Genomic DNA, 25,715 nt, shown 5'->3' with positions numbered 1-25,715 from the left:
CTAGCTTATATCCACAGAAAATAATTTCATTTTTTAGATTATTAAAAAAGATGAAACTTAATCAAATAATTAATCTTCATAAGGGGCTCACAGCATTTGTAGTAATAGGGCTTATGATTTTTTTCGATAACTTTACTATCGCTCCCTACATTTATTTAGCTCTTCATGGTACTTATGGATTCCTTTGGCTTCTAAAAGAAAAAATATTCCCAGATCCTTATTTTAAAGAAAAAATCAATTTTTTAACTTCAATTACTGGCTTTATTTTCCTTGGAAGTTACTGGGTAGCTCCCTTCATTCTTATCTCATCTCAGAAATCTGTTCCAAATATCATAATAGCTGCATCTGTATCTATTAACATAATTGGTGTGTTTTTACACTTTGCTAGTGATGCCCAAAAATATTTTTCTCTTAAATTAAAAAAAGATTTAATTAAAGAAGGTTTTTTCAAAAATGTAAGGAATACAAATTACCTAGGAGAAATACTTATTTATCTATCATTCGCAATCCTTTCATTGAGTATCATTCCATTTGTAGTTCTTGTAATATTTTTCTTTATAGTTTTTCTGCCAAGAATGATAAAAAAAGATAAATCGCTCTCAAAATATGGTGCATTCGAAGAATACAAAAAGAAAAGTGGCCTTATTTTACCTAAATTAAATGCTTGAAAATAACTTACCAAGCTGGAGACAAGATTTAAAATTTTCTAGAAAGAAAGAAGGCAAATCACCCTCTAATAAGTGGATACAGCTTGCAACAGTTAGCAAAGAAAATGAGCCGAGATTAAGAACAGTTGTTTTCAGAGGATGGCATAAAGATAGTTCTATGATTATTTTTACAGATAGAAGAAGTGAAAAAATTGGGCATTTAAAATCTAACCCTAATGCAGAAATATTATGGCTCTTTTTGAAAACCAAATCACAATATAGATTCAAAGGAAAAATTCGTGAATTGTACGATAATAAAAACTATTGGGATTCATTATCAGAAAAATCAAAATCTTCTTGGTTTTGGGGATCCCCTGGAGAGAAACTAAACCCAAAAATTCAATCTAATTTTGAAATATTACACAATCTACCCAAGTCAGAAAATTTTGTAGTTCTAAATTTTGAAATTGATTCAGTAGATCTTCTTAAATTAGAAAAGCCTATTCATAAAAGATATCTTTGGGAAAAGTTTATGAAATGGGAAAAAGTTGAAATCAATCCTTAAATATTTCTAATTTGTATATTTAGGTTGAAAAACATTTACTGATCAGTCAGTTTTAAAAAAGAAGTAAAATTGATATGAATTTCTCAGAAATTCCAGAAAACCCTTTTATTTTTTTATCTTGGGTGACTGCAATAGGACTGTTTATCAGTCTTTCTGAAGCAACTATTAAGATAAAACTCGAGAAAAGAAACAGCTATCGTAAAAGGTTAGCGCTGATCAATAGTCTTTATCCTAAAAAATTAGCTTGAGGTATCTGAAAGTATGTTCGCTTGAAGAAATTGAAATAAGCCACCTTTGCTTGTTTCTTCTTTCAATTCAACTTTCTTAGAAATTTTGGATGTTGCTGAAGAAATACTTTCGTCTTCTTCTTCTGATTTCAAGATTCTGATAATCACTTCATCTAATGAAAAATTGCCAGGCCCTGTTAAAGCAATTGAAGTTGCTGAAGCGAAATATAAAAGTAAAAGCTCTAGTAAAAAAATATTAAAACCTGAAGTAACAAGTGCGTGGTATATGGCGACAGAAATTGTTCCAACAATTGCTAAAGCACCGAATCTTGTAGCTAAGCCTATAATTAATAACCAACTACCCCCTATTTCCGAAAATGCCGCTATGTATGATAAAAATATTGGAAATGGGAGATGTAATGGTCTGACAAAAGCATCAGCAAAATTTTCTATATTTGCTAATTTTTCATAACCATGATGAATAAGAACAGTTCCAGTTATAACTCTAAGAATTAATAAAGCAGTATCTTTGCTAAACGATTTAGTAAGAATTGTTGAAAGCACTATAAAAAAATTATCCTTAAGTAAAAATAACTAGTCACATTATCCATCGTGGATTAAACAGCAAAAGTCGCGAGTAATTAAGTATTTATACTTACCTACCTATAGGATTCTTTTTCTTATCAAATATCCAAAAAAGTTATAAATTATTTTTTGAATAGTTTTCGAATATTTGCTGATTGATTTTGGGAATATTTTCTTTAAATTTAAAAAAGCCCTTTTTAGCAAATTTCCATGCAAATAAATCTTCTTCTCTCACAAGATTAAAGATTTTTTTACTATATAAATTTTTGAACTCAGTTATAAAATCATAATTTTCTCCCACTCCGGGATAAATTATGTCAATTTCTTTAGTATTTTTAAAAATAATTTCCATTGAATAAGGATCAATCTGTTCAACATTATTAAAAAGCTCTACAATTTCAGAGACCAAATCTTGTTTAAATTTCAGAACAGATTCAGACAGTTTAATTTGTCTTTGTTCATTCTTTAGAAGGATAATAAATACTTTTTTATAGCTTGGAAGCAAATTTTTAAGGGTTGCAAGGTGTAGATCATTTTCAAACATAATCAGATAATCAGATTTAGGATCCATATCATTTTTAAAAATCTCATCTTCTAAAGGTATTTGATTCGATTCCTCAAGAAAAATTTGTTTATTAATAATTTTTTCTGGATTAAATCTATTGTTTGAAAACTTTCTAAGGTTTGAAGAAGAAAAAAGATATTGCTTTCCCTTAGTCTGCAATCCTCCGACCCATCTCCAGCTAAGAAGATTAGATGCGGCATCACCATCAAAAAGATATTCAAAGAAAAACTTTGCTCCCAATTGCCATGGGAGACCTAAATTAAATATCCATGTACTCGCAAACCACATTCTTGTATGGTTATGCAAATAGTTGTGCTGCTTTAATTCAAGTACCCAAGAATTAAAAAAATCTATATCTGTATTTCCATTAATTGCACTTTTATAAAGCTCATAATCAAAATCAAAATGTTTTCCTGAAATAAAATTTCGCCAGACTTGAGGTCTATTTTCCATCCAACCTTTCCAGTAAACTCTCCAAAATATTTCTTCAACAAATTTAGTTGAATTTTTGATTTTATACTTACATTTAATATCATGAATCAGATCATATTCCGATAATATTCTATGCGTAATGAAAGGTGATAATTTTGAAACTGAACTTTCGTTATTTGGTCCAAAATCAAAATTTCTTAATTTTGCATAATCATTAATCTTATATTTCGCAAAATTGTCCCAGATACTTTGAGCTTCTAATAAAAATGACATTTTCTGATAACTCTAAAAAATTTTTTTTTATATTGATAAAAATTTCAAAAATTAGCCTGCAAATTAATCCTTAATATTTACTATTTCACGTTTACGTAAATATGTTTGATAAAAGTATTTAATTTAAACTCATAATCTGTACATTTTATACTCTCATATCGCTCTCAGCGTAGGAAGATATTTAGTTATTAATTACTCTTTAAATTTAGTTTTAATTTTCAAATCTTTATTTAAATGATTTTTTTTAAAAGATTTTTAAGTATTTATCAAAATTATTATGAATAATTTATTAGTGAGAGATGTTAAGTATCTAGATGCACAATACAGAATAGGTGAAGGCATAATTTCGGATAATGCATTTAAGCAACTTGAAAAGCTCTTTATCCCTGTTGATCCAGAACCTAACTATTTTAATCAAAAAAATAATAAACCTTTGCCAAAATTAGCTAAAGAAAACTACAAAGTATTTTTGGAAAGTTTATTCACAAAAACAAGATTAAGCATTCAACCAAAAATTGATGGCTGTGCTATTGCAATTAGATATATAGATGGAAATTTTGATAAAGCTATTACAAAAAAAGGATTTGATGTCTCAAGCAAAATTAAACAAATTAAAAATGTCCCAGATTGTATTCCTATCAAACGAGATTTTCAAATTAGAGGTGAACTATTCGCTACAAACCAAGTTGCCGGCATTTCCCAAAGAATTACAAGAAAATACCTCAATAATCAAGGCATTGGAAAAAGTCTCAGCTTTTGCTGTTTCCAAATACTTAATGGAAGACTTAATCAATACGAAACCCTTAACTATCTTAAAAAATGTGGCTTCAGCACCCCTGAGAGTTACTTCACAAATCATACAAGCGAAATCCAAATATATAAAAAAAATTGGTTAGAGAGAAAAATATTCGCGAAGTATCCAACTAATGGGATAGTTATTAAAATAAATAGTAGGAAATTACAGTTACTCAGAGAGAAAAGTCTATCTCAAAATAACGAATGGCAATATGCAATTGAAAAATAATATTAAATAGTACCTTCAAAAAGAGCTCACGATACTGACTTCCAGTATTTACAGTGGAACAATAAATAAATTTTGGTTAAATTCCAAAGCAATTTGCAGGATTACTAAATGACTGCCACTATTTCAAGACCTAAAATCTCTAACTGGGGAACATCTAATATTCCAAACCTTAAGGGCAAAACTGCACTAATTACTGGGGCAAATAGTGGTCTTGGATACTACACTGCAAAGGCCTTAGCTGAAAAAAATGCTCATGTTGTTATAGCTTGTAGATCGCTTGAAAAAGCTAATCAAACTATCAAAAAACTTAAAGGGCTTAATCCTGTAGGAATATTTACACCCTTAGAATTAGATCTGTCAGATTTAAGAAATATTGTTGAAGTTCAATCCAAAATATTTGATAATTTTGAAAATTTGGATTTATTAATAAATAATGCAGGCATTATGCATCCGCCTAAAACTTTTAGTGCCCAGGGATATGAAATACAATTTGCAGTTAATCATTTAGCTCACATGCTTTTGACCCTAAAGCTACTTCCAATTATTGAAAAAAAAGAAGAATCTAGAATAGTAACGGTTACTTCCGGTGCACAATTTTTTGGAAAAGTTGGTTGGAAAAATCTGAAAGCCGAGAACTATTACAATAAATGGGAATCTTACTCAAATAGCAAATTGGCAAATGTAATGTTTGCTTTGGAACTAAATGAGAATTTAAAGCACAAAAATATACTTTCTTTAGCTGCTCACCCAGGAATTGCAAAAACAAATCTCTTTACTGCTCAAAAACCTAACCCAAGTCCATTAGAAACATTCTCCTTGGAATTATTTAGCCCTATTTTTCAAACTGCTGAGATGGGTGCTTTACCTCAACTTTTTGCAGCTACTTCACCAGACGCAAGAGGCGGTGATCATTATGGTCCTAGATTTAATTTCAGAGGTCATCCAAAACTATCCCCTACTTCTACTTTCGCCCTGAATAAAAAAGAAAGAAAAAATTTATGGGAGAAAAGCCTTGAAATACTTAATAACTTCTTATAAATTTTTCATTTTTACTAACTTTAGAAAATACTTCAAGATATGTAATTCACTCTCTGAGAGTTTCATAAATTCTGTTAGGGCATCATAATTTTTTTCATCAATTTTTTTTGACAATTTAATCAAACTATCATGGTTTTCATTAACAAAGCGCTCAGCAATCTGAGAAGGACTTAAACCCTGTTCAATTAATTCACCTGGAGCATTTTTCTCCCACTTTTCATAGAACCAAGAGAACCAATATTTTGCAGTATTATCTTCCATTAATTAACTTTTCTTTGTCGAATACTATAAAAACTTAAGAAAGATCTCATGATTGAATTACCCCTTAAACACAATTAATATAGATGTAATTATAAATTTAATGATAGATAATCATTCAAGTAAAAGAAATATTAATCTTGTAATTGGATTAGGCAAATCTGGATTTTGGGCTGCCAAGTATTTGAGAAGCATCAAGAAGAGAGTAATTGTTTGGGAAAGTAAAGATGGGATAGAATTCTTAGAAAGAAAAACAGAATTAGAAGAGCTTAATATACTAGTTTCTCTGAATAAAGAATTTGTATTTGAAGAAATTCAACCTTTTGTGAAAGAGATCGAATCTGTTGTTGTAAGTCCATCAATACCTTATGACCATGTAACTATTATTGAATTAAAAAAAAAGGGAATTAAAGTAATTGGAGAAATAAATGTTGCATGGGAAATTTTAAAAGACACAAATTGGATAGGTATTACTGGCACTAATGGCAAGACTACTGTTACTCATCTACTAAGCCATATACTCTGCGATAATGGATTATATGCTCCTTTTGCAGGGAACATTGGTACACCTTTATGTAAATATGCTCACTCCAATAAAAATGAGAAAATTGATTGGGTTGTAGCTGAATTAAGCAGTTATCAAATAGAAATATCTCCAGAAGTAAAACCTAATATTGGGATATGGACAACATTCACAGAAGATCATCTTGAAAGACATAAAACACTTGAAAACTATTTCAACATAAAAAAAAGCTTGCTAGAAAAATCTGATTTTAGAATTTATAATTATGACGATAAAAACCTAAGAAATCACTACAGTTCGCTATCAAGTGGGGTTTGGATAACAACTAGTTTCGATAAATCAAATTTTATTAAATGCGATTATTGGATAGATGATCAAGGATACATTTTTGAGAAAGGAAAAAAATTATTCAAACTTGAACATTTTTCTTTAAAAGGAATACATAATCTTCAAAATCTTTTATTGGTAATTGCAGCAGCAAGAAAAGTTGGATTATCTGGAAAGAAGATTAAAGATTCTTTGACTAATTACAAACAATTACCCCATAGGATGGAAACAATTTATAAAAATAATGATCTGGAAATAATTAATGATAGTAAAGCTACAAATTTTGACTCATCTATTGCAGGAATAAGTTCAATTGAAGGGCAAATAATAATCATTGCTGGTGGTAGATTAAAAGGCAATGAATATAGTGAGTGGATAAAAGTTCTAAAGAAAAAAGTTAAATGTGTTTTCCTTTTTGGAGAAAGCTCAAAAGTCCTAAAAATGGCTCTTATTAATGAAGGATTTAAAAAAAATATTTTTATATTTTCAGAACTAAAAGAGCTTTTAAATTTTGTTTTTCATTATTTACAAAATAATAGGGTTGGAACATTATTATTCTCACCTTCATGCTCTAGCTTTGATCAATTTAAAAATTATGAAGAGCGTGGAGATTATTTCAAGAAACTAATACGTGAAAAATTAAAGGTTAATAAATCCATTTTTTGTTCAAGTATCATTTTGTAATTTTCAGGTCGGTCATCACAACCGTCTTCCCTCTAGCAAATATTCACTTAATTAGTTAGATTTGATTATAAATTAACTATCAGCAATGAGTGAATCTAACAATTTACCTCACGCAATAAGTCATAAAAAATTAAGTTACTTGATGCTAAAGGCTCAAAAGGATTCTCATTTTTCTGATGAATTAGCAGAAATAGAGAGCCCCGAAAAAAAAGAATTTGAAGAGTTAATAAACAATTGGGAAGCTTCAACTAAGGAGGTAGTTAATGAATTATCAAAAAGAAAAGAGAATTTACTAAAAGATAAATCACCAAATTCTTTAATTGCACTTGGTGCTATGGAAGTTCACCTTAATATGGCTTTGCAAGCCTTAAATGCATTTAATAAAGGAGTTGATGGGTAAAAGTAACAGGTATTTTATAAGGAAGGCATCGAAAATAAGAGAAAATCTAGGTCTTTTTCAGTATCTATAGAGATTTCATCATAATAATTAACTTCAAAACCCAAGCCATCTCCAGATTCGAGAGTTATGTTATAATTTGAGTCTTTACTTTTTAATAAAAGATTACCCTCTATTATTTGTATCCAATTATATTTATCGATTTTTAATGGCAATTTTTTCTCTTTAATTGGCTTGTATTTACAACGCCATAAAGAGATATTTTGATTCAGAGAAAGCTTATTATTTTTACCCTCTTTGTAATTAAAAATAAGATTGTCCCACAACTTTTCATTTAATGAAATTTGATCATATCGAGGTTTGATATTTTCTTTTTGAGGGTATATCCAAATCTGGAACAACTTACAGGTCTCATTTTCTTCATTTTTCTCGCTATGAGAGATTCCAGTACCTGCAGACATAACTTGTACTTCATCTTTGTGAATTTTTCCAAGATTGTTTAACGAGTCTCTATGAGTTATTGCTCCTTTTATTACGACAGTAATAATTTCCATATTTGCATGAGAATGTGTATTAAATCCTGCATTAGGAGAAATAATATCTTCGTTTATAACTCTAATTTTCCCAAAATTATCCCATTTTGAATCTTTATGCTCTGCGAAAGAAAATGAATGCATCGAATTAAGCCATTCTCTAGTAGATCTAAATCTTTCGTGAGATTTCCTTATTTTAATTATTCTCAAAGACATTAATACTATGAAATAAATATGGTGTGATTCTATAAATTAAATATTTTTGACGATTATAAATTATGAATAAGTGAAATTACTTTTTATTTATTTGTTAATTTTACTTTGTGCTTTATTTGCTTTACTAATTATTTTTTTTGCTTCTTCTCTTGTGGAACATTTTTCAGCTTCAACATTCAAGTTTTTTAGTTTATTTAATTGCTTTGAAATTTTCATATTAGGTTAGCTTATCAAATAGAAATTAACACATATTTAATGGAATAGCTAAAAATACTGGTTTGCGTTTTAGCCTTAATACCTAAAAATAAGATACGAGGATGGAATTATCAGAACAGTATAGAGGATGTATTGGATTATTTTTGATCGTTTTCTTAATTAAAAGCGGTCCCAGAGGATTATCAAAATTATTTTTCCTAATTGAGTTATATTGCATTATTTTTTTTGATATTCTTTTATTTCTATTCAGAAATTTTCCTTTATTACCCCAACCTAACCATAAATCACAATTTTTATTTTCAGACCAGTGTTTTAAGTTTTTAAAAATATGATTATTGTTTCGATAACCCACAGGATTTTTATGATTAAAAAGTTTTTCTGGTTTGCTTGAAATAAGAGCAAATAAATTTATTAATTTTACTTTGCCATAATTATTATTTTTAGAAATTTTGATAATCTTTTTTGTTGTATTATCTAAGAAAACCTCATCAGATAATGATGGATTTAAACCAATAAAAATAATTTCCTTTGTAGATTTAGAAATCTTATAACTTAAACTCCATCTATATAGTTTGTTAGCACTTATTAAACAATTTCTTTCTAGAAATAAATTTTTCAACCTAAACCTACACCTCTAGCCATAAGAGTGGCAAACAAAGGTATTGTTGCGAAACCCACTAACTCAGTAGTAATAATGAGTCTGAACCTCTTAACTAGATTTTCAGATATTTCAGGTAACTTATTCTTACTCAATGGAATGGCCCATAAAATATAGGTTGTTGTTGGATATAAAGAAAGTAATCCCACCAGAATGTAAAGAGAAACCTTTATCCAAAAAACAGGATTACCTGTATAAAAATCACCTCCTTGACCAAAATACTTAACACGCAAAATCCCAGTAACTAATATTGCAACTCCTGCCAAACCATAGATCACATCCGCAATTATCATTGAAATCGTCTCATTTCTATTAAGACCTACTTTGAGAGTTAATCTTTCAAATAAAAGAGAACCAAAACACAATATAATTCCTAAATAATGAACATATGCTACTATTGCACTTTTGGCAATCTCACCTGTTAATAAAGTTCCTAATAACATTTTTTAGTCAAAATTTATACAATACTAACCACCAAATAAAGAATTTGTTTAGAAAATAGATTAAACAATAAAAAGCAACTTATTTATTCTAGGACTCTAAAAACTTTTTTTGACCATCTTCAAAAAAATCCTTTTTATTCCACACTTCGATTACATCTGGGAAATGTTTTTCCATACAATTATCACAAACCCCATGACTGAATCTAATATCACTAATTTTCGAAAGATATTTTTCTAAATGCATCCAATCGCCCTCCTTATTCTTCACTTCTCTGCAATATGAACATACAGATAAAATCCCTTCCTGTTTATGCAAATTAGATAACGCATCTAGCAAATTTAATGACTTTTTTCTAAGCTCTAAAAATGAAACTATTTGCTTGGATAATAACTCCATAATATTAAATTGTTGTGTACTTAGATTTCCTGGCTTTCTGTCTATTACACACAGAGTTCCAAGCTTATTGCCATCACTATTTCTAAGGGGAAAACCTGCATAAAAACGAATCTTTGGATCTCCTGTTACCAATGGATTATTTATAAATCTTTCATCTTGGAAAGCATCATGAATAATTAATGGACTATTTTCTTTTATTGCATGTGTACAAAAAGACCAATCTCTTCTAGTTTCTGATATTTGAAGTCCTATTTTGGATTTAAACCATTGTTTATCTTTGTCTACCAAAGTCATTAAAGAAATAGGCACATTACAGGTTGTAGCAGCAATTTTTGTAATATCGTCATAACATGATTCTGGCTTGGTTCCCAAAATCCTATATTCTGCTAAAGCTTTTAATCTTCTTTCCTCTTCTTCTTTTTTTGATACAAGATTCTGCATTAATCTTCACCAATAATTAAAACTTTAAAATTAAAGTTTCTCCAAAAAACTTTTTCCGTCTAATACTTAATAAAAAAAAGATAAACTTATTGAATTGTTACTTACTGATTTATTACTTATTAATTTATTATTGATTTAACTTTGAAACTGCCATCCCAGCGATCCATCCACTTGTCCAACAATGTTGAAAATTAAATCCACCAGTGATCCCATCAACATCCAAAACCTCTCCAGAAAAAAATAAACCTGGACAAATTAAGCTCTCCATACTTTTAAAATTAACCTCATTAATTTTTACGCCTCCGGAAGTAACAAATTCCTCTCCAAATGGTCCTTTCCCTGAAATTATATATTTGTCCCTCATTAGAATATTTATCATTTTCTCTCTTTCATCCGCCAATAAGTCAGACCACTTTTTCTCTTTATCAATACCTATTTTATTTAATAAAAAAATCCATAATCTTTTTGTTAATAATGGAACAGGTCTGCTGTTAACTAGATTAACCTTGCCTTTGTTTAATCTTAAATAGTTAACTCTTTCTTTTAACTCCTCATAACTTAAAGCAGACCATTTAATGATTAGATTAAATTTATATTTTTGGTTATAAAGTTCCCTTGCTGCAATTGACGAAAGTTTTAATACTGCTGGCCCACTAAAACCCCAATGCGTTATTAGTAAATCGCCTCTATTTTGAAAATTCTTATTATTTAATTTAATTTCTATATCTATGCCCTTTATCGATACCCCACTACATTCATCCAAATTAGTTTCCTTTGTAGAAAAAGTAAAAAGCGATGGTACAGGTTTAACAATGTTGTGTCCAAGATTTTGAGCTAATTTATATCCGCTTGGATTACCTCCAGTTGAAAGAATAATATTTTTTGCAGTTACCTTTGCTTTTTTAATACTAAAAATATTGAATATATTATCTGGAGTTTTTGAAATTTCTTTTACAAAAAATTTTGTTAATATCTCTACGTTTTTTGATAAAGCACTTTTTCTCAAACAATCAATAACATCTGAAGAAGAATTAGACACTGGGAATACTCTTAAATCTTCCTCAATTTTTAATTTTAACCCTTTTTTCTCAAACCAATCATAAACATCGCCAGGAGCAAAACGATTAAATGATTCTAAGAGCTGAATTCCACCTCTGGGGTAATTCTCAACTAGTTCATTTGGTATCCATGTCGCATTAGTGACGTTACATCTTCCCCCTCCACTAATCCTTACTTTCTCCATAAGTTTTGAAGTGCCTTCAAGAATTATTATTCTTTTTACTCCATTTTCAGCAGCAGTTATTGCTGTCATAAAACCGGCTGCACCGCCTCCAACAACTGCTAAATCAAAAGGTTCCAAAAACTTATTATTTAATATGCTTCAATTTGATAATAGCAAGGAGTAACAAAGAAAAATTACTGCAAAAACCATAAAAAAATAAATAAAAAACTTTAAAACTACATAATAAATAGTTGCAATTCACTAATTTTTAAATTTCTAAAAAATCAACGCAGTCGCTATTTTTATGCTTTAACTTGATTAAATGAGTTTAATATTTTCTTACGTTAAATATTCTGAGGCCAGTTTTCCGATGACTGGTCAATATACTGCTCTTCTTTTAATAACTTCTGTTATTTGGGTTCTACTTTGGTTTGGATATCGACAAAATAAGATAAATGATGAGATCAAGAAAAAGGAAAAAGAAGAAAGAATTAATGCGAAAGTTCAAAGAAGAAAGAAGTTAGAGAGTTTGTACCCTAGTAATAAAAAAACTATTTAAAGTAAATATGAAAAAAAATAATTTCAAATCATTAATTCAGTACTTACCTGGGATTTTAATTCTTGTTTATGTATCCTTTTTAGTATTTACTCAATTTATAAAATAAAATTTCAAAAAATTATTCGTTTTGATTGGAATCCTTTCTGCTTTAGGAGCTGCTACATCTTGGACTTATGCGTGCTTTATTTGGCGCTCGCAAACTCAAATATATAAATCAATAGATATAAATTTAATAAAAAATATAATAGCTTTTTTAGTTTTTATACCTGCTTTTATTAATCTAGGTTCTGTATCAGAATTAAAACACATATTTATCTTACTAATAAGTGGAATAATAGGTATTGGTTTAGGTGATACTTTCTATTTAAAGTCACTACAAACAATTGGCACAAGAAAAACTTTATCTATAGAAACGCTCTCTCCCTTAATAGCTGCTTTGTCAGGAGAAATTTTTATTAATGAAAATTTAACAACTAAATCATGGGTTGGAATAATCATAGTATCGATTTCGCTATTCATAATTCTCAAAAAAAGTAATAATTTGAAAGAGGAAAACGCACCTTTCTCAGAAAAAAATAACATTAAGATTTTTGCTTTTCCTTTTTTGTCAGTTTTATGTGCAGTTCTTGGAGGTCTTTTTTCAAGGATGGTTTTCCTTCAAAGCAATTTATCTCCTTTCCTTACAACTGAGATAAGATTATTGGGTGCAATAATTTTTTTGATTAGTCTAAAAAGATTTAATATTAATTTTTTCTTAAATAACATTGAAAAAAAACAACAAAAAAGATTTTTGCTTTCAATACTTTTTGGAACCAATATAGGAATATTGCTACAACAAGTTGTTTTTAAAACCCTTCCCATAGGAATAGGGTGGGCTTTATTAAGTACATCACCAGTAATTGCCTTATTCTTTGCAAAGAATGAGGAAAGAGAAATTACCAAAAAAATAATATTTTTTACTTGTTTTTTATTGTTTGGCTTGACATTAATAATTCTTTAATCTCAGATTTAATGTAAAAAATACTCATGTTAATAGAAATTAGATTAAATAAAATTATCCTATAAACACTCAGAATTATGAAAATTTTAAAGAAAAAAAGACTTGGTACATTTGAGGTTTATGTTATTTTTCTAAGTTGCATTTATGCAGGCGTTATAGGTTATAAATCTTTATTAAATTTTCTATTTACTTAAAATTAATTAATTCTTTCGAATGATTTAATCAACTTACCTCCATCTTGGTCATCATCATCATTGGACGCAAAAAATAAAAAAAATATCCCTAGAGAAGCTATAGATAACGAAATTGACAATACAGAAAGTTCATCCATAAATTTAAATTTTTTTTATGATAAACCAAAAAAAATAAAAGACAGTAAACAAATACAAATTCTTGAAAATATAAATTTACTTTATTTGTAAAATAAAAAAAATATTCAAACTATTTCGTGAAAGTCCTAATCACTTCCCCTTGTAGCGCAAGCGTAATAATTCAGTATGGAATCAAAAGTTGGCCTATTTGGGAATGTGAACCAAGCAAATTTCAATGGAATTATGATAATAAGGAAATTTGCTTAATTATTGAAGGCCAAGCGAGAATAAATACCCAAAAAGGTGATATTTATTTGATTAAAGCTGGAGATCTTGTTGAATTTCCAGCGGGACTTTCCTGCGAGTGGGAGATAACCAAGAGTATTAAAAAACATTATCGGTTGGGTAGCTAAATATCAAAAAAAAGGATTTTTACTTTTTTATTGTTAAGTCAATGCAGATAAAATATATTTAATAAATAATTTTCAAAAGGGGACCTAATATTATGCCTTTTACTGATCAAGAATATTTTGAGGTTATCAAAAAAAACGAAATAGTAAATAAAGCCTATGCAAATATTAAGCAAATTTGCATTGACTTACAACAACAAACAAATTGTCCAGAAGAGGACCTAAAAGATTTTCTTGAGTTTATTTCTAGACAATGGAATAAGTAATAATTAACAAGGCTTTTAAAAATACTAGGTTTAAAATCTCAACTTAGTCTTCTGAAAGTAACACCTTTAATCTAATTCTTTTTTTGGTTTTGTATTGATACTGGAAGTTCCCTTAGCAGCAGAAACGAAGAAAAAGAAGCCTACTATTCCTGATATGCCAAATATCGCAGCCAAAGGATCAAAAGTGAAAGAAAACATAGAATTTATAAAATCAAGATAAATAATAGTTTTTGAATCAAAATTGTACAATTATTGTTAAGTATAAAAAATAACAGTTATGCGATTCATTATGTCATTATTAGTTTCTCAATAAGTTCAAGAAAATTGTTATTTAAAATCATATTGAAGAATAAAAATATCAATACATTCCAAAGATCTATTAGTGGGAAAGAGAAATGTTTTTAAAAATATTTATAGAAATAGTTAATAACACCACCCAAAAGATCCACAATTGTTGTTTCTTTAGATTAATATCAACATATGTCAGAAATGTACTCAGCTTATTCCTCAATAAGTCCCCTAACAGCAATATTATGGTGTTTTTACCCAATTGCTGTACTAGTAATCATTGAATTACTTCTTGGTGGTGGGTTTGATGATGATAATAATGACGACCAAGATGGTGGAATGCTTATACCTGCTTACTCTAGATCGAACATTTAAAAATTTTTTGAATTTTAAATTTCAAGCTTAGAAAAAATTTCAGCAAATTGACTAAAATTATTGATACAACTTTTATTTCCTTAATAACACTTACCATTTTCATCATTTCTTCTCTATCCTGGCTTGTCTTAAGAACAATTAAAGAAGGTAGAAAAGCTTTAACAGAAATAAAGAACGATAAATCTTGAATATTACAAAAAACATTGAAAATATAAAATTGTAATTTGTTTTACAGAACTCTTAGTTTTATAAGTTTTACTAACTAAAAAGATATATTCCTAAATTTCAAAAACTTTTCCTTACGAACCTTTGGGAAAAGCATAAAAAACTTAAATAAATACTAGAATTTATGAGATTGCTAAGTTAAACAATTAACAATCTATAGATATCACTTTTCTGAAAGACCTTCTCTTTGTAATTACTTTAATAAATAAACATGCATCTAAATTCTTTACTTTATATTTGTTCTATATCTTTATTCATTTACATAATGGCACTATTTTGGAGAGACTTACCAAATCAAAAAAAGTAAATAAATAATATTAATTTTGTTGCTTTTCAAATTAAATTGAGTTATCAATTTAATATTGGATTTATTTTATATAAATGCTGAAAGAATCTTCAAATAAAAATGATAAAAATATATTCTCAGAGAATACAAGTATTGCAAAAGAAAATATGATTTGTAAAAACGGATTCTGTTCCTTACCAAATCAAGATGAGAGCCCAAAACAAGATTCAAATGACATGAATTTATTTGATCCTATTTAGTAAATAAATATCATTCTGATAAACTGATAATTAAATTGGTAGTGTTGAATTCTTTGAATTTTAGTTAATGATTAATGACTTTAGAAATGCATATTAAGAGTTTTGGATTAAAGCTACAGACTTCAAAGGATTAACATCACAATAGGACTGGTGGTTCGTTCAATTAGCGAATCTAATAATTTCTTTATTAACTTTGCCAATATTTTTGAAGACGTTCGTTTTCAACGCTTATGGAGTAGTTTGTATCATTCCACAAATAGCTAGATATAAGAAGAATCAGTAACTTTGGAAAAGATTGGAAATGGATCCTTATTAATTTAATACCTATCTTCGGATGGATCTTGTAGTTCATCTGGTTAGGCTTTAGAAAGACTGGTAATGGGAAAATAAGCTTTTAAAGAAATTAACTTTTTTATTTTTTCTTTTTTTTAAAATCTACAAATCTTACCTTATTTCTTAACTCTATTTGTTTTTCAAGATTTCTAAACACATGCATCTCGCATTCGGTTAATTTGAGAAATTGATCGAGCGTATCTTTATCTCCTTCATCAAAATTCTCAAAAACTTCTGCAATAGCATCACTATTACTAGAAATAAATTCCTCTGCAACATCTCTTGGATTCTTTCCTGAGTCGAAATCCTGAAAAGCTTCAATAGAATCAAGTTCTCTGATTAACCATTGAAACCATGGTTCATTTTTATGATGTTTTTTATTTATGAAGTTACTCATGAAAAAACCTTTACTAGGTTAATCATTATTACTAATTCTTTTTTTGACAGCTGTAAAATTACTTATTTAGGAATTAATTAAATATAAATTTTATTTATTTTTAGTAACACAAATAAATTAAGTACCTAAAAAACTTTTAGATAATAAGTATTTATTACTCATTCTTTTGTTTTTGAGATAGTTAGAATTTATTTTTACTAAATAACATTGTCTATTCCATTTTATGACTTTCCTTCATCTCCAATTTTAATAATTGGTGCTCTCGGTATTGCTGTAGCAATAGCAGTTTTTTTTGTTTCGTATCAAAAATATTTTAATTCGCCTTTAAATAAAGAGCTTGCAGAAAAGAAAAAAGCCTTAATTAAGGAACGAAAAGAATTAAATGAAAGATTAGAAAAAATAGAACAAGAATTAAAAAATCTATAAAAATTACTTTTACAGAAATGACTTAATGATCTCGAATTCAAGACCTTAATTTTTTAATAAGGAATTATGGTCTATAAAGAATTATGGATAAAGATCATCTTATTGAATTAATTTCTAGTAGCCTTCTTTACGATAGTAAAGACCCAGAATCAACTACGAATCATAGCGATTTTATAAATTACTTAGAAAGATTAAATTTAGATCAATTGAGGACTATGTCTAAAGAATTTATTCTTTAGTATAATTAACAAAATTTTTTATTATCTACTAAATTAACAATACTATGTAGAAATGTTATTTTAATAAGATAAATCATAGAAATATGTCCAAAGTTAATAGAAGCAGTTTTTTAATCAAACCATATCTTGAAAGAAATAACTTTAGAGCTCTATTTCAAATTATTTCTACCCTTTTACCAATAATTTCTATTTGGTTAATCGTCTACCAAATAATAAATCAACCTTTTTCACTATTGATAAAGGGATTTTTACTAATACCTATTATTTTTCTTCTAACTCTATTCTCTTCAAGAACATTCTCATTAATGCATGACTGTGGCCATAATTCTCTTTTCACAAAAAGGAAATTAAACCGCTTTTTTGGATTTATACTTGGCTTGGTTAATGGAATTCCCCAACAATCATGGTCAATTGATCACTCATTTCATCATAGAAATAATGGGAATTGGGAGATTTACAAAGGTCCGATCGATGTTTTAAGTCTTGAAGATTATAATTCTCTTACACAAAGAGAGCAAATATTTTATAAAGCAAGTCGAAACTGGATGATGCTTTTCCCTGGCGGTTTTTTTTACTTAGTTTTAAAACCTAGATTAGGATTGATTATTATTATTTTTAATTTAATTAAAGATATATTGGAAGAGACTTTTATTAAAATAAAAAACAAAGAAATTTCTAACCTTTTAACTATAAATTCAAGAGTTAAACCACCTTTTTCTGATTATGGAGATAATTTTAATGAACTATTTGAATTAATAATCAATAACATAATCGTAATAGTTGGCTGGATTTTAATGTGCAAATGGTTGGGGTTAATTTTTTTCTTATCGTTTTATTCCGTGGTATTAACATTATCAGCTGCAATCTTAATATGTGTTTTTTTCGTACAACATAACTATGAAGATGCATATGCTAAAAATACAAAAAATTGGGACGTCTTCGATGCAGCGATTTTAGGAAGTAGCAATTTAGATATTCCTAATTGGCTAAATTGGTTTTTAGCAGATATATCCTTCCATAGTATTCATCATCTCTCTGAGAGAATACCAAATTACAATTTAAGAGCTTGTCATAAAGCAAACATTCATTTGCTCCAAAAATCCAAGTTCTTAAAATTAAGAGATTTTCCAAACTGCTTTAGATATATTATTTGGGATAATAAAAATGAAAAATTAATTCCAATAAGTTAATATCTAATTTAATCTTCTTCTCAATTTCCTTTTCAGAGGAATACTGCTATAAGCATGAGTACCAATAGATGGAGGCAAGTCATTCTTTAAAGGATGCATAAAAGCATTTGCCATACTTTCTAACATTTTCGAAAGCCAATTAATTACTGATTTCATTTGAAAAGCAAAAAGTTTACTTTTTTATCATCTAATTAAATTACTGAAAAGTAAATCAGTCTTTATGCTGATTTTTTGAAAGATTGCCTTATAAAATAATATTAAGTAATAAAAAGTGTTGTTTCCTTTTTTCACGTAAAAGAATTCTATAACTATCTTTTGAAAGTTAAACAACCTAAAATATAGGTTTAGTAAATAATACTTATTTTTTCTAATTCACTTAATAAATTAAATTATTGAACATAAATTCGTGCTATATCTCTAATCCAAATAAATATATCAATATCATGAATGATTCATTCGTTTCATCCAACCAAAATACAGAAATAGATTCTATTAATTCATATTTTGAGTGTATTACTGAATGCAGTATTGTGGATGGTCATCAAGAATGTATTACTCGTTGTTTAGAAATTCATTTAAAGGGGGGTGATGAAAATGAATAAAAAAAATTCACCACAAAGGAAAACCACTTTAAAATGGAACTCTAATGGAGAGCTTTCGGAAGTTGATATGTTAAGAATTTTAGAGAAGTTATCATCTAATGAACTTAATCAATGTGAATTAACATGCGATTCTGATCAAATTTAAAAATTATTAATTACAAGAATAAATTTAAACTAGTATCAAAATTTAAATACCTTAATGTAACTACTTAAAAAATCAAGAATATCTACCAATTTATAAACATTTTCACAATATCTTAGGTTTTATTTTAAAAAATTAATTTTTGGAACTCCTACCTTTTTTGAATAATGTTTTACTAATTTCTTTTTTTGTTAGTTGAATTGGCTGTACTAAACTTGAATCACCATGGGTTGGACAATAATAAGTCATAAGCATCCACTTTTTTTCTTTATCCATAAATAATCTTTATACCTAAATTACAGTTAATTTTTTAGGACGAATTATGAAAAAACTGATATTTTTTAATCTTTTTTTCTTTTTTACTTAATATTTTATAAAAATTTTAAATCCTCTCTAAAAAATAGATATAAATACGCATGACTTTTAAAAGAAATCTTGCTATTTATTAATAAATTCAAAATTTTAAATGTCTCTAGAATCTATATTGATGGTAGTTGCTCCAATTTGTCTTTTTACTGTAGGGGTTATAGTTTTACCTATTTTAGTAAAACCACGTAAACAAGCTGGTTTACCTAAAAGGTATATACGCGGTCTTTAGATTAATTAAGCAATCAGGAAGAGTCAAGGACCACCATGAAAAAATAATTAATAAATAGATAAAAAAAGAGATTGGGATGAAATAATATAAAAAAATTCCTCACAAATTACTTTATTTGAAATTAAATTAAAATCATAAAAAATTTTATTGAAAAAAAAATAAAAATACTTTTCATTATAAGATCCTTTGATGGATAATATATTATGAAGAATAATTTTTATCTAACACAATTCTTATCTAACAAAAATTTGAGTAAAATAAAATTTTCAGGTCTTAAAGGCCAAGCCCTCTCAATAGAGAATAGTGATATTCCAAGTATAAAAGAATTTAAGGATGTGATCCCAAATCACTACTTTAAAAGCAATACCAAAACGTCTTTTATGTATCTTTTGCAATCATCTTTAATTCAATTGATAGTAATAATAATAGGGTTACATATCCCATTTACTCCAAAAATGATCCCAATTTGGATCATATACGCATTACTATCTGGCACCACTGCTATGGGATTCTGGGTAATTGCGCATGAATGTGGACATGGAGCGTTTTCTGAAAACAAGACTTTGGAAACCATAACTGGTTATTTAATACATTCATTACTACTAGTTCCTTATTTTTCTTGGCAACGATCTCATGCTGTTCATCATCGATTCACAAATAATGTAACAAATGGAGAAACTCATGTACCATTAGTCATCGAGGGGAATGGAGTTACAGAAAAGGTTGGAGGAGAAAAAGAATTAAATTTTTCAAATTCCTTAGGCAAGAAAAATTACGGAATTCTCCAGCTTTTTTTACATCTAATATTTGGCTGGCCTGCTTATTTACTTACAGGAAGTACAGGGGGTATTAAATATGGAAATTCAAATCATTTTTGGCCAATCAAACCATTTTCAAAAGTATTATGGCCATCAGTATGGACTAAAAAAGTTTGGTTATCAGATATTGGTATAGCCTTAACATTATTAAGCATTTTTTATTGTATTTCAGTATATGGATTATTCCCAGTAATTGCTTTGTATTTTTGTCCTTTATTAGTAGTTAACTGTTGGTTAGTAGTCTATACATGGCTTCATCATACTGATTCAGATGTACCCCATCTCTCAAATAAAGGCTTTTCGTTTATGAGAGGAGCATTTTTATCTATTGACAGACCTTACGGTGAAATCCTTAATTTTCTGCATCATAATATTGGTACTAGTCATGTCGTTCATCATGTATGTCCAACAATCCCCCATTATCATGCCAAAAAGGCTACTATTTTGATTAAAGAAGCTTTTAAAAAAGTATATCTTTTCAATCCTGATCCAATCCACAAAGCCTTATGGAATGTTGCTTGCAATTGCATTGCAGTGAAGTCCGACATCAATACAGAAAAATACATATGGCAATCTTCATATAGTAAAAGAAAATAAAAAAATAATAAATACGATAATTATCACGATATTTTACGCAAATCTGTAAAGAATATAAAAGAATTAATAATATTCAAAATTTCATCTTAAAAGTAATTTGATTATTATTGTCCTTATGAGCGGTGACAACTTACATGGTAAGCAACCTATTAAATTTTATTCAGAGAAAATTACACTTACAAAAGTTGAATTATTAGAAAGATACTTGCGTTTAGGTGAAGAAATTTCAGATTTAGATGAAAAACATAAAGAGTGGAGTAGAATTCTTTCAGATTGAAGAGTTATTAAATAATCTTTCATACAAGTTGATATTAGATTTGATTTAACAAGAAAATTTTCTATAAATTATTAAAAAATTATTTGCCGGCATACTAATAACATCCTCTTTTAAAAAACCATTTTTATTGGCTTCCTCAGTAACTTCCTCGAGATTTCTAATACCCCAAAGATCATTTCGTAATTTTAATGAATTATCGAACAAATAATTGCTTTGATTTGTATGCTTATTACCAATTTTAAATGGCCCATATAATATCAAAAATTTCCCTACATCAAGTATTTTCCCTGAACCCTTAAAGAGGGCTTTAGTACACGACCAAGGTGCCACATGAATCATATTTATAGAAACTATAACTTGCAAAGAGTTGGCAAACTTCATTGGAATTTTCCAAGGAATATCTCTTACATCAAGCTCAATAGGTTGAGGCATATTCTTATTTAATTTTTCATACTCAATCCAAGAAATTATACTTTTTCTATGCAATAACTCTGGATCACTTGTTTGCCAAATTATTTCAGGAAACCGTTTTTGAAAGGCTACTCCATGCTCTCCACTTCCGCTTCCAATTTCCAGTATTGATGCACCTTTTTTTATAATGCTAGAAAGTACATCTCCAATGCAATTTGTATTTCTTTTAGTAGCCAGAAAAAAAAGTCTTCTATCCAAAATTTAAAGAATTAGGAAATACAATGAAATTAATAAATATTTTGAGATCCTTTTTTATTTAACTTTTCTCAATTTTGGCGTATTAAAGAACATTATTTTAAAGCTAAAGAATAATATTGAGATTGTAAGTGCGGGAACAATATAAAGTATTAAATCAGAACTTAATAGAGAGGGTACTCTAGCAAAAATAAAATGCATGTAAAAAGTTTCAAATGACATTAAATTATGTATAGCTAATTAATTAATAGCAATTATTTGACTCCTAAAAACTTTTATTTTTAAACCCAAAAAAGTCCCATGAAAAAGAGTCAGCCTGTATCCCTACTAGCTGACTCTTAGATATATAATAATTTAAATTACTTCTAAATGAGGATTTCTTCTTTAAAAGAAAAACTTTAAAATTTTATTTCCTTTTCAAATTAATAAATTAAAGTAGCAAAACTCTTATCTAAAAACAAAGTATAAACTGATACATATTTGTCGCAAATATGTTATTTAGAGAGCAATTCCGAAATAATTACATGATTTTCTTTACATAAGTAAATATATATGTTATATTTGTTTACAAATTATTCTTTAAAAAAATGACTCCAGAAGCAGAACGTTTTAATGGTTGGGCAGCAATGTTAGGCTTTGTTGCAGCAGTTGGTGCATATGTAACAACTGGACAGATCATACCAGGTTGGTTCTAATGAAAAAAACAGAATCCAAGGCTGTAGAAAAAGAAAAAATTGTTGCCGAAAAGCTTAATGGCAGATTTGCAATGTTAGGTTTCGTAGCACTTGTGGGAGCATATCTAACTACAGGTCAAATCATTCCAGGTTTTATCTAGGTAAAGCTCTAACGAAAAACCGGATTCTATTTGAATTCGGTTTTTTTATTTTTAAAAATGAATATTAGATTCTAATAAATTTTTGAATTTTGAACTAAATCAAATTCATATAATTAATGCAATTAATATTCCAGAAAATCAGTATAAAAACTCTTTCGCAATAAAAATAATAAAATTAAAATATTCTATTAATAAGGTATAAAGTTCATGTCTAATTTGGGATTAGAAATTGTTTTTTGGGTAATTCTACTAACATACATCAGTGCAAGAATAACTCAAACTAGAAATGGTTTTAGAAGAGAATATTAGATTAAAAGTTAAAATCTTTTTTATCAGAGGATCATTTGATTAAGATAATTTAAAAAAAGTTTAGATTAATTCTTTTTCTTCTGTAATAAGAAAATTTATTTTATGGATAGTGTTATCGTATTTAAGACAATTTGAGGTTTTCATGAGAGTTAAGCTTGAACCTGATACCGCATTTATAGGCAAAAAATTTGCTTACATATTTCTTGGGGTAATATTTAGCCTTAATGCAATTACATTTATTTGGTTTTTTTGTTTCTCAAAAATAAATTAGAAAATTCCTGGAATAATTTGTCCTGTAGTTATGTAAGCACCTAATAATGCAATAAAGCCAACCATAGCCCATCTGCCATTAACTTTTTCTGCATTTTGAGGATATCCATCGTATGATACCGATTTATCTATGTAAGGCCTGGTTTCAGAAGGGAACATATTTTGTCTTCCGCCTGATTCATTTGTAACGCCTGAGTTTGACATTTCCTAAATATAATTGTTAACTAAAGTAACATAAATATTAACAAATGTAAATTAAAATCTATAAAATTCTTTTTTGGTAATTACTCAAGAGTCAATATAGTGACAGTTTTGCCTAAAAATTAATTGCCAGAAAAAAAATTAATAAATTATTTTTTAATTCATATAAAATCACTAAATCATAAGCATTTATACTCACACTAAGTAATTTTACTTAGTAGAATGTTTATAGCATTTAGGAAGTGCTTAGCTGGTTAAAATCAGAAAATCTGAATTTAACTATGTCGTCATGAGCTTGCCGGTGGGATACTAGCAAGCTCTTTTAATTTTAAACGCATTCCAATATAATAATTAGTAGATATAGATTATGCAGAAAATCATCGATATAAGAGATGAAATAGGTGTCTTAATACTATTTTATTTCTAAAATAAAAAAGATTTCATAAGAAAAATATCTATGGTTTTCATACTTATTCCCGTATGTTTTTTTATTATTCTTTTTTTAAGGAAAATATAATTTACAAAAGAGATCAATAGTAAAAGTAATTTCTTAACTTTTTCAATAAGATAAAAAGATAAGGTAAACTTTATTTTTTTCTAAAAAGATCGAAGATCAATCAATTTTATAATGAAAAATATTTGAACAGTTTGCTAGAAATAGTAAGCTCAACTCTTATTCAAACTTAATTTGTGCCAATATAATCTTGCATTATTAATTTGCTCTAATTTTTGTTGGCAATGTAAACACTTACATTCTTCTAATAAAGTTTTATTTTTCATTAATGTAATGTTTATTTTAAAAAAACAAATTTTTTGCTTTAACGCAAGTGTTTCTCAATTATTTATATTTTTTTTGGAGATCAATAAAAAATTTCTTTTTCATTAGAAATGTAATTTTGGTATCTAAATCATTGATATTTTATAATTCAAGAAAAGTTAGTACAAATTAAATAAAATCCTTTTGAAAATTTCAAACCAATCACTAATTAAAAAAGTTTTTCACAAAATAATTACTCCTTGGTATTCCATAGCTTTAATAGATAGATGGTTACTAGGGCAAATAATACCCCCCATGATATTTGCCATTTCAGCTTTTACTGTAATTTCTCTATCAGTAGGTGTGATGTTTGATTTAATAAGAAAAATAGTTGAGTATGGCTTACCTCTATTACAGGCATTACAAGCTTTAATTTATAGTCTTCCTAGTTTTTTAGTTTTATCATTTCCAATGGCTGTTTTATTGTCGACGCTATTATCTTATGGAAAACTTTCAGCTAATTCTGAATTATTAGCTTTAAGATCATTGGGGATTAAGACTTCAAGAATCATAGCTCCCGCTATTGCAATTTCAATTTTCATGACAGGATTAACTTTTTATTTTAATGATAATTTAGTTCCTAATAGTAATAAACTTGCCGAATCTACTTTAAGATCAGGAATGGGTAGTTCTTTCAATCAAGGGAAAAGTAAAAATAATATTATTTTCTCTAGAAAAGGATCAAGAATAGATCCCACAAATAAGCCAACCAAGATCAATACATACCTAACTCACATTTTTTATGCTTCTCGGTATGAAAATAATATATTGAAAGAAGTTACAGTTTTAGACTTTTCTAGAGTAAATATAAAACAGATTCTTACTGCGAGAAGTGCAATCTTTGATAGAGATAATTCTTCTTGGGTATTCACAGATGGAAGCATTATTTCAACTGACTCTCTTGGCCAAACAACAAATATAAAATTCAAAGAATATCTATATCCTTTCGTTGAAGGCCCACTAGATCTTGCGAGAGTCCCAAAGGATGCGAGCGATATGTCATTAAAAGAAGCATTAGAGGCTGAAAGAATTTATAAAAAGATAGGTGATCTAAAACAAATTAGAAAGATTCAAGTAAGAATACAGGAAAAGTTTACCTTACCTTGTGCATGCTTGGTTTTTGGATTGATAGGCAGTATTTTAGGATGTAAATCTAATTTAAGGTCTTCAAAAAGTCAGGGATTTGGATTAAGTGTAATCTTAATATTAGTTTATTATGTAATGTCATTTATATTTAGTTCGTTTGGCGTTAAGGGATTACTTCCGCCAATAATTGCAGCTTGGTTTCCAGTAATAGTATCTATATCTGGTGGATTTTATTTCTTAAAAAAAACCTCTCTATAGTTT

Annotated in this window: 37 protein-coding genes; 23 read left to right on the top strand and 14 right to left on the bottom strand. The window is 27.9% G+C overall.

Annotation, left to right across the window (positions count from 1 at the left end; translation table 11 throughout):
- The first annotated feature begins 50 nt into the window (after positions 1-50).
- Together JJ847_04225 and JJ847_04220 are read left to right on the top strand one after the other, a co-directional pair.
- Positions 51-668 carry a DUF1295 domain-containing protein gene (locus JJ847_04225; GenBank protein ID MBO6960092.1) on the top strand — a complete coding sequence of 206 codons (618 nt, stop codon included), beginning with the start codon at positions 51-53 and terminating at the stop codon, positions 666-668.
- Entirely contained in the window at positions 661-1,212 is a 552-nt protein-coding gene (locus JJ847_04220; GenBank protein MBO6960091.1) for a pyridoxamine 5'-phosphate oxidase family protein, read from the top strand. Before JJ847_04225 ends, JJ847_04220 begins: the two co-directional genes overlap by 8 nt.
- A 239-nt stretch (positions 1,213-1,451) precedes the next feature.
- Here JJ847_04220 and JJ847_04215 read toward each other — a convergent pair whose 3' ends face one another.
- Both JJ847_04215 and JJ847_04210 read right to left on the bottom strand, forming a co-directional pair.
- Positions 1,452-2,003: a DoxX family protein gene (locus tag JJ847_04215; GenBank protein MBO6960090.1), complete on the bottom strand. Its 552-nt coding sequence runs from the start codon at positions 2,001-2,003 to the stop codon at positions 1,452-1,454.
- Between the two features lie 136 nt (positions 2,004-2,139).
- Entirely contained in the window at positions 2,140-3,294 is a 1,155-nt protein-coding gene (locus JJ847_04210; GenBank protein ID MBO6960089.1) for a DNA photolyase, read from the bottom strand.
- A 277-nt stretch (positions 3,295-3,571) separates the two neighbouring features.
- Between JJ847_04210 and JJ847_04205 the strand changes: the two genes are divergently transcribed.
- Together JJ847_04205 and JJ847_04200 are read left to right on the top strand one after the other, a co-directional pair.
- Positions 3,572-4,318, top strand: coding sequence for an NAD-dependent DNA ligase (locus JJ847_04205; GenBank protein MBO6960088.1), 747 nt, complete (start codon positions 3,572-3,574; stop codon positions 4,316-4,318).
- Between the two features lie 108 nt (positions 4,319-4,426).
- Complete coding sequence (locus JJ847_04200; protein ID MBO6960087.1) at positions 4,427-5,356, top strand: SDR family NAD(P)-dependent oxidoreductase; 930 nt, start codon at positions 4,427-4,429, stop codon at positions 5,354-5,356.
- On the opposite strand, the gene JJ847_04195 is transcribed toward JJ847_04200, so the two are convergent.
- Positions 5,351-5,617 carry a hypothetical protein gene (locus JJ847_04195; protein MBO6960086.1) on the bottom strand — a complete coding sequence of 89 codons (267 nt, stop codon included), beginning with the start codon at positions 5,615-5,617 and terminating at the stop codon, positions 5,351-5,353. The two genes, JJ847_04200 and JJ847_04195, sit on opposite strands and share 6 nt — an antisense overlap.
- 100 nt (positions 5,618-5,717) lie before the next feature.
- Between JJ847_04195 and JJ847_04190 the strand changes: the two genes are divergently transcribed.
- Positions 5,718-7,148 carry a UDP-N-acetylmuramoyl-L-alanine--D-glutamate ligase gene (locus JJ847_04190; protein ID MBO6960085.1) on the top strand — a complete coding sequence of 477 codons (1,431 nt, stop codon included), beginning with the start codon at positions 5,718-5,720 and terminating at the stop codon, positions 7,146-7,148.
- An 85-nt stretch (positions 7,149-7,233) separates the two neighbouring features.
- Positions 7,234-7,548, top strand: coding sequence for an MATH domain-containing protein (locus tag JJ847_04185; protein MBO6960084.1), 315 nt, complete (start codon positions 7,234-7,236; stop codon positions 7,546-7,548).
- 14 nt (positions 7,549-7,562) lie between these two features.
- Here JJ847_04185 and JJ847_04180 read toward each other — a convergent pair whose 3' ends face one another.
- From JJ847_04180 to JJ847_04160, 5 genes are all read right to left on the bottom strand, one after another.
- Positions 7,563-8,294, bottom strand: a complete 732-nt coding sequence (locus JJ847_04180) for a pirin family protein (GenBank protein MBO6960083.1) — start codon at positions 8,292-8,294, stop codon at positions 7,563-7,565.
- A gap of 298 nt (positions 8,295-8,592) precedes the next feature.
- Entirely contained in the window at positions 8,593-9,129 is a 537-nt protein-coding gene (locus JJ847_04175; GenBank protein ID MBO6960082.1) for a DUF1643 domain-containing protein, read from the bottom strand.
- Entirely contained in the window at positions 9,126-9,611 is a 486-nt protein-coding gene (locus tag JJ847_04170; GenBank protein ID MBO6960081.1) for a DUF2214 family protein, read from the bottom strand. The genes JJ847_04175 and JJ847_04170 overlap by 4 nt, the downstream gene beginning before the upstream one ends.
- Positions 9,612-9,699: 88 nt before the next feature.
- Positions 9,700-10,449: a GAF domain-containing protein gene (locus JJ847_04165; GenBank protein ID MBO6960080.1), complete on the bottom strand. Its 750-nt coding sequence runs from the start codon at positions 10,447-10,449 to the stop codon at positions 9,700-9,702.
- Between the two features lie 127 nt (positions 10,450-10,576).
- Complete coding sequence (locus JJ847_04160) at positions 10,577-11,809, bottom strand: NAD(P)/FAD-dependent oxidoreductase (protein ID MBO6960079.1); 1,233 nt, start codon at positions 11,807-11,809, stop codon at positions 10,577-10,579.
- Positions 11,810-11,993: 184 nt separating this feature from the next.
- On the opposite strand from JJ847_04160, the gene JJ847_04155 reads away from it, so the two are divergent.
- The 4 genes from JJ847_04155 (at position 11,994) to JJ847_04140 (ending at position 14,217) form a co-directional block, all read left to right on the top strand.
- Complete coding sequence (locus JJ847_04155; GenBank protein MBO6960078.1) at positions 11,994-12,230, top strand: hypothetical protein; 237 nt, start codon at positions 11,994-11,996, stop codon at positions 12,228-12,230.
- Positions 12,231-12,357: 127 nt separating this feature from the next.
- Positions 12,358-13,230, top strand: a complete 873-nt coding sequence (locus JJ847_04150; GenBank protein ID MBO6960077.1) for an EamA family transporter — start codon at positions 12,358-12,360, stop codon at positions 13,228-13,230.
- Positions 13,231-13,678: 448 nt separating this feature from the next.
- Positions 13,679-13,954, top strand: a complete 276-nt coding sequence (locus JJ847_04145; GenBank protein ID MBO6960076.1) for a cupin domain-containing protein — start codon at positions 13,679-13,681, stop codon at positions 13,952-13,954.
- Positions 13,955-14,046: 92 nt separating this feature from the next.
- Complete coding sequence (locus JJ847_04140) at positions 14,047-14,217, top strand: hypothetical protein (protein ID MBO6960075.1); 171 nt, start codon at positions 14,047-14,049, stop codon at positions 14,215-14,217.
- Between the two features lie 66 nt (positions 14,218-14,283).
- Here the strand turns inward: JJ847_04140 and JJ847_04135 are convergent, their stop codons facing one another.
- Positions 14,284-14,466 (bottom strand): hypothetical protein, encoded by a 183-nt coding sequence (locus JJ847_04135; protein ID MBO6960074.1) that lies wholly within the window; start codon positions 14,464-14,466, stop codon positions 14,284-14,286.
- A gap of 231 nt (positions 14,467-14,697) precedes the next feature.
- Here JJ847_04135 and JJ847_04130 point away from each other — a divergent pair, with 231 nt between their 5' ends.
- From JJ847_04130 to JJ847_04120, 3 genes are all read left to right on the top strand, one after another.
- Positions 14,698-14,880 (top strand): hypothetical protein, encoded by a 183-nt coding sequence (locus tag JJ847_04130; GenBank protein MBO6960073.1) that lies wholly within the window; start codon positions 14,698-14,700, stop codon positions 14,878-14,880.
- A 47-nt stretch (positions 14,881-14,927) separates the two neighbouring features.
- Positions 14,928-15,068, top strand: a complete 141-nt coding sequence (locus JJ847_04125) for a hypothetical protein (GenBank protein ID MBO6960072.1) — start codon at positions 14,928-14,930, stop codon at positions 15,066-15,068.
- 418 nt (positions 15,069-15,486) lie between these two features.
- A complete protein-coding gene (locus tag JJ847_04120) occupies positions 15,487-15,651 on the top strand; it encodes a hypothetical protein (GenBank protein MBO6960071.1) in 165 nt (54 codons plus the stop codon).
- Between the two features lie 412 nt (positions 15,652-16,063).
- Here the strand turns inward: JJ847_04120 and JJ847_04115 are convergent, their stop codons facing one another.
- Positions 16,064-16,381, bottom strand: coding sequence for a restriction endonuclease subunit S (locus JJ847_04115; GenBank protein ID MBO6960070.1), 318 nt, complete (start codon positions 16,379-16,381; stop codon positions 16,064-16,066).
- A 207-nt stretch (positions 16,382-16,588) separates the two neighbouring features.
- Between JJ847_04115 and JJ847_04110 the strand changes: the two genes are divergently transcribed.
- From JJ847_04110 to JJ847_04100, 3 genes are all read left to right on the top strand, one after another.
- The gene (locus JJ847_04110; protein MBO6960069.1) at positions 16,589-16,807 is read left to right on the top strand and encodes a M protein; all 219 of its coding nucleotides are present in this window, start codon (positions 16,589-16,591) and stop codon (positions 16,805-16,807) included.
- 83 nt (positions 16,808-16,890) lie between these two features.
- Entirely contained in the window at positions 16,891-17,046 is a 156-nt protein-coding gene (locus JJ847_04105; GenBank protein ID MBO6960068.1) for a hypothetical protein, read from the top strand.
- Between the two features lie 83 nt (positions 17,047-17,129).
- Positions 17,130-18,236: a fatty acid desaturase gene (locus JJ847_04100; protein ID MBO6960067.1), complete on the top strand. Its 1,107-nt coding sequence runs from the start codon at positions 17,130-17,132 to the stop codon at positions 18,234-18,236.
- A gap of 3 nt (positions 18,237-18,239) precedes the next feature.
- Here JJ847_04100 and JJ847_04095 read toward each other — a convergent pair whose 3' ends face one another.
- Positions 18,240-18,392, bottom strand: coding sequence for a hypothetical protein (locus JJ847_04095; protein MBO6960066.1), 153 nt, complete (start codon positions 18,390-18,392; stop codon positions 18,240-18,242).
- 287 nt (positions 18,393-18,679) lie between these two features.
- Here JJ847_04095 and JJ847_04090 point away from each other — a divergent pair, with 287 nt between their 5' ends.
- Together JJ847_04090 and JJ847_04085 are read left to right on the top strand one after the other, a co-directional pair.
- Complete coding sequence (locus JJ847_04090) at positions 18,680-18,838, top strand: hypothetical protein (protein MBO6960065.1); 159 nt, start codon at positions 18,680-18,682, stop codon at positions 18,836-18,838.
- Complete coding sequence (locus JJ847_04085) at positions 18,831-18,983, top strand: hypothetical protein (protein MBO6960064.1); 153 nt, start codon at positions 18,831-18,833, stop codon at positions 18,981-18,983. Before JJ847_04090 ends, JJ847_04085 begins: the two co-directional genes overlap by 8 nt.
- Positions 18,984-19,115: 132 nt before the next feature.
- Here the strand turns inward: JJ847_04085 and JJ847_04080 are convergent, their stop codons facing one another.
- Positions 19,116-19,256, bottom strand: coding sequence for a hypothetical protein (locus tag JJ847_04080; GenBank protein MBO6960063.1), 141 nt, complete (start codon positions 19,254-19,256; stop codon positions 19,116-19,118).
- A 570-nt stretch (positions 19,257-19,826) separates the two neighbouring features.
- Here JJ847_04080 and JJ847_04075 point away from each other — a divergent pair.
- Complete coding sequence (locus JJ847_04075; protein ID MBO6960062.1) at positions 19,827-20,993, top strand: fatty acid desaturase; 1,167 nt, start codon at positions 19,827-19,829, stop codon at positions 20,991-20,993.
- Between the two features lie 115 nt (positions 20,994-21,108).
- A complete protein-coding gene (locus tag JJ847_04070) occupies positions 21,109-21,270 on the top strand; it encodes a hypothetical protein (protein ID MBO6960061.1) in 162 nt (53 codons plus the stop codon).
- Between the two features lie 45 nt (positions 21,271-21,315).
- Here the strand turns inward: JJ847_04070 and JJ847_04065 are convergent, their stop codons facing one another.
- Positions 21,316-21,939, bottom strand: coding sequence for a DUF938 domain-containing protein (locus tag JJ847_04065; protein MBO6960060.1), 624 nt, complete (start codon positions 21,937-21,939; stop codon positions 21,316-21,318).
- A 584-nt stretch (positions 21,940-22,523) separates the two neighbouring features.
- Here JJ847_04065 and JJ847_04060 point away from each other — a divergent pair.
- Positions 22,524-22,631, top strand: a complete 108-nt coding sequence (locus JJ847_04060) for a high light inducible protein (GenBank protein ID MBO6960059.1) — start codon at positions 22,524-22,526, stop codon at positions 22,629-22,631.
- Positions 22,631-22,771: a high light inducible protein gene (locus JJ847_04055; GenBank protein MBO6960058.1), complete on the top strand. Its 141-nt coding sequence runs from the start codon at positions 22,631-22,633 to the stop codon at positions 22,769-22,771. Before JJ847_04060 ends, JJ847_04055 begins: the two co-directional genes overlap by 1 nt.
- A 576-nt stretch (positions 22,772-23,347) precedes the next feature.
- Here JJ847_04055 and JJ847_04050 read toward each other — a convergent pair.
- A complete protein-coding gene (locus JJ847_04050; GenBank protein ID MBO6960057.1) occupies positions 23,348-23,554 on the bottom strand; it encodes a high light inducible protein in 207 nt (68 codons plus the stop codon).
- A gap of 958 nt (positions 23,555-24,512) precedes the next feature.
- On the opposite strand from JJ847_04050, the gene JJ847_04045 reads away from it, so the two are divergent.
- A complete protein-coding gene (locus JJ847_04045) occupies positions 24,513-25,712 on the top strand; it encodes an LptF/LptG family permease (GenBank protein ID MBO6960056.1) in 1,200 nt (399 codons plus the stop codon).
- Positions 25,713-25,715: the final 3 nt, after the last annotated feature.

Source organism: Prochlorococcus marinus CUG1438 (genome assembly GCA_017644325.1).
Classification (GTDB): Bacteria; Cyanobacteriota; Cyanobacteriia; order PCC-6307; family Cyanobiaceae; genus Prochlorococcus_A; species Prochlorococcus_A marinus_AA.
This window is presented reverse-complemented; position numbering and strand designations above follow the sequence as displayed.

Excerpts from the sequence above, each read along its gene's own strand:
- JJ847_04225 (MBO6960092.1), top strand. The coding sequence starts at position 51 with ATGAAACTTAATCAAATAATTAATCTTCATAAGGGGCTCACAGCATTT.
- JJ847_04220 (MBO6960091.1), top strand. The coding sequence starts at position 661 with ATGCTTGAAAATAACTTACCAAGCTGGAGACAAGATTTAAAATTTTCT.
- JJ847_04210 (MBO6960089.1), bottom strand. The coding sequence starts at position 3,294 with ATGTCATTTTTATTAGAAGCTCAAAGTATCTGGGACAATTTTGCGAAA.
- JJ847_04205 (MBO6960088.1), top strand. The coding sequence starts at position 3,572 with ATGAATAATTTATTAGTGAGAGATGTTAAGTATCTAGATGCACAATAC.
- JJ847_04200 (MBO6960087.1), top strand. The coding sequence starts at position 4,427 with ATGACTGCCACTATTTCAAGACCTAAAATCTCTAACTGGGGAACATCT.
- JJ847_04195 (MBO6960086.1), bottom strand. The coding sequence starts at position 5,617 with ATGGAAGATAATACTGCAAAATATTGGTTCTCTTGGTTCTATGAAAAG.
- JJ847_04190 (MBO6960085.1), top strand. The coding sequence starts at position 5,718 with ATGATAGATAATCATTCAAGTAAAAGAAATATTAATCTTGTAATTGGA.
- JJ847_04185 (MBO6960084.1), top strand. The coding sequence starts at position 7,234 with ATGAGTGAATCTAACAATTTACCTCACGCAATAAGTCATAAAAAATTA.
- JJ847_04180 (MBO6960083.1), bottom strand. The coding sequence starts at position 8,294 with ATGTCTTTGAGAATAATTAAAATAAGGAAATCTCACGAAAGATTTAGA.
- JJ847_04170 (MBO6960081.1), bottom strand. The coding sequence starts at position 9,611 with ATGTTATTAGGAACTTTATTAACAGGTGAGATTGCCAAAAGTGCAATA.
- JJ847_04165 (MBO6960080.1), bottom strand. The coding sequence starts at position 10,449 with ATGCAGAATCTTGTATCAAAAAAAGAAGAAGAGGAAAGAAGATTAAAA.
- JJ847_04155 (MBO6960078.1), top strand. The coding sequence starts at position 11,994 with ATGAGTTTAATATTTTCTTACGTTAAATATTCTGAGGCCAGTTTTCCG.
- JJ847_04140 (MBO6960075.1), top strand. The coding sequence starts at position 14,047 with ATGCCTTTTACTGATCAAGAATATTTTGAGGTTATCAAAAAAAACGAA.
- JJ847_04130 (MBO6960073.1), top strand. The coding sequence starts at position 14,698 with ATGTCAGAAATGTACTCAGCTTATTCCTCAATAAGTCCCCTAACAGCA.
- JJ847_04120 (MBO6960071.1), top strand. The coding sequence starts at position 15,487 with ATGCTGAAAGAATCTTCAAATAAAAATGATAAAAATATATTCTCAGAG.
- JJ847_04115 (MBO6960070.1), bottom strand. The coding sequence starts at position 16,381 with ATGAGTAACTTCATAAATAAAAAACATCATAAAAATGAACCATGGTTT.
- JJ847_04105 (MBO6960068.1), top strand. The coding sequence starts at position 16,891 with ATGGATAAAGATCATCTTATTGAATTAATTTCTAGTAGCCTTCTTTAC.
- JJ847_04100 (MBO6960067.1), top strand. The coding sequence starts at position 17,130 with ATGTCCAAAGTTAATAGAAGCAGTTTTTTAATCAAACCATATCTTGAA.
- JJ847_04095 (MBO6960066.1), bottom strand. The coding sequence starts at position 18,392 with ATGAAATCAGTAATTAATTGGCTTTCGAAAATGTTAGAAAGTATGGCA.
- JJ847_04090 (MBO6960065.1), top strand. The coding sequence starts at position 18,680 with ATGAATGATTCATTCGTTTCATCCAACCAAAATACAGAAATAGATTCT.
- JJ847_04085 (MBO6960064.1), top strand. The coding sequence starts at position 18,831 with ATGAATAAAAAAAATTCACCACAAAGGAAAACCACTTTAAAATGGAAC.
- JJ847_04080 (MBO6960063.1), bottom strand. The coding sequence starts at position 19,256 with ATGGATAAAGAAAAAAAGTGGATGCTTATGACTTATTATTGTCCAACC.
- JJ847_04070 (MBO6960061.1), top strand. The coding sequence starts at position 21,109 with ATGAGCGGTGACAACTTACATGGTAAGCAACCTATTAAATTTTATTCA.
- JJ847_04060 (MBO6960059.1), top strand. The coding sequence starts at position 22,524 with ATGACTCCAGAAGCAGAACGTTTTAATGGTTGGGCAGCAATGTTAGGC.
- JJ847_04055 (MBO6960058.1), top strand. The coding sequence starts at position 22,631 with ATGAAAAAAACAGAATCCAAGGCTGTAGAAAAAGAAAAAATTGTTGCC.
- JJ847_04050 (MBO6960057.1), bottom strand. The coding sequence starts at position 23,554 with ATGTCAAACTCAGGCGTTACAAATGAATCAGGCGGAAGACAAAATATG.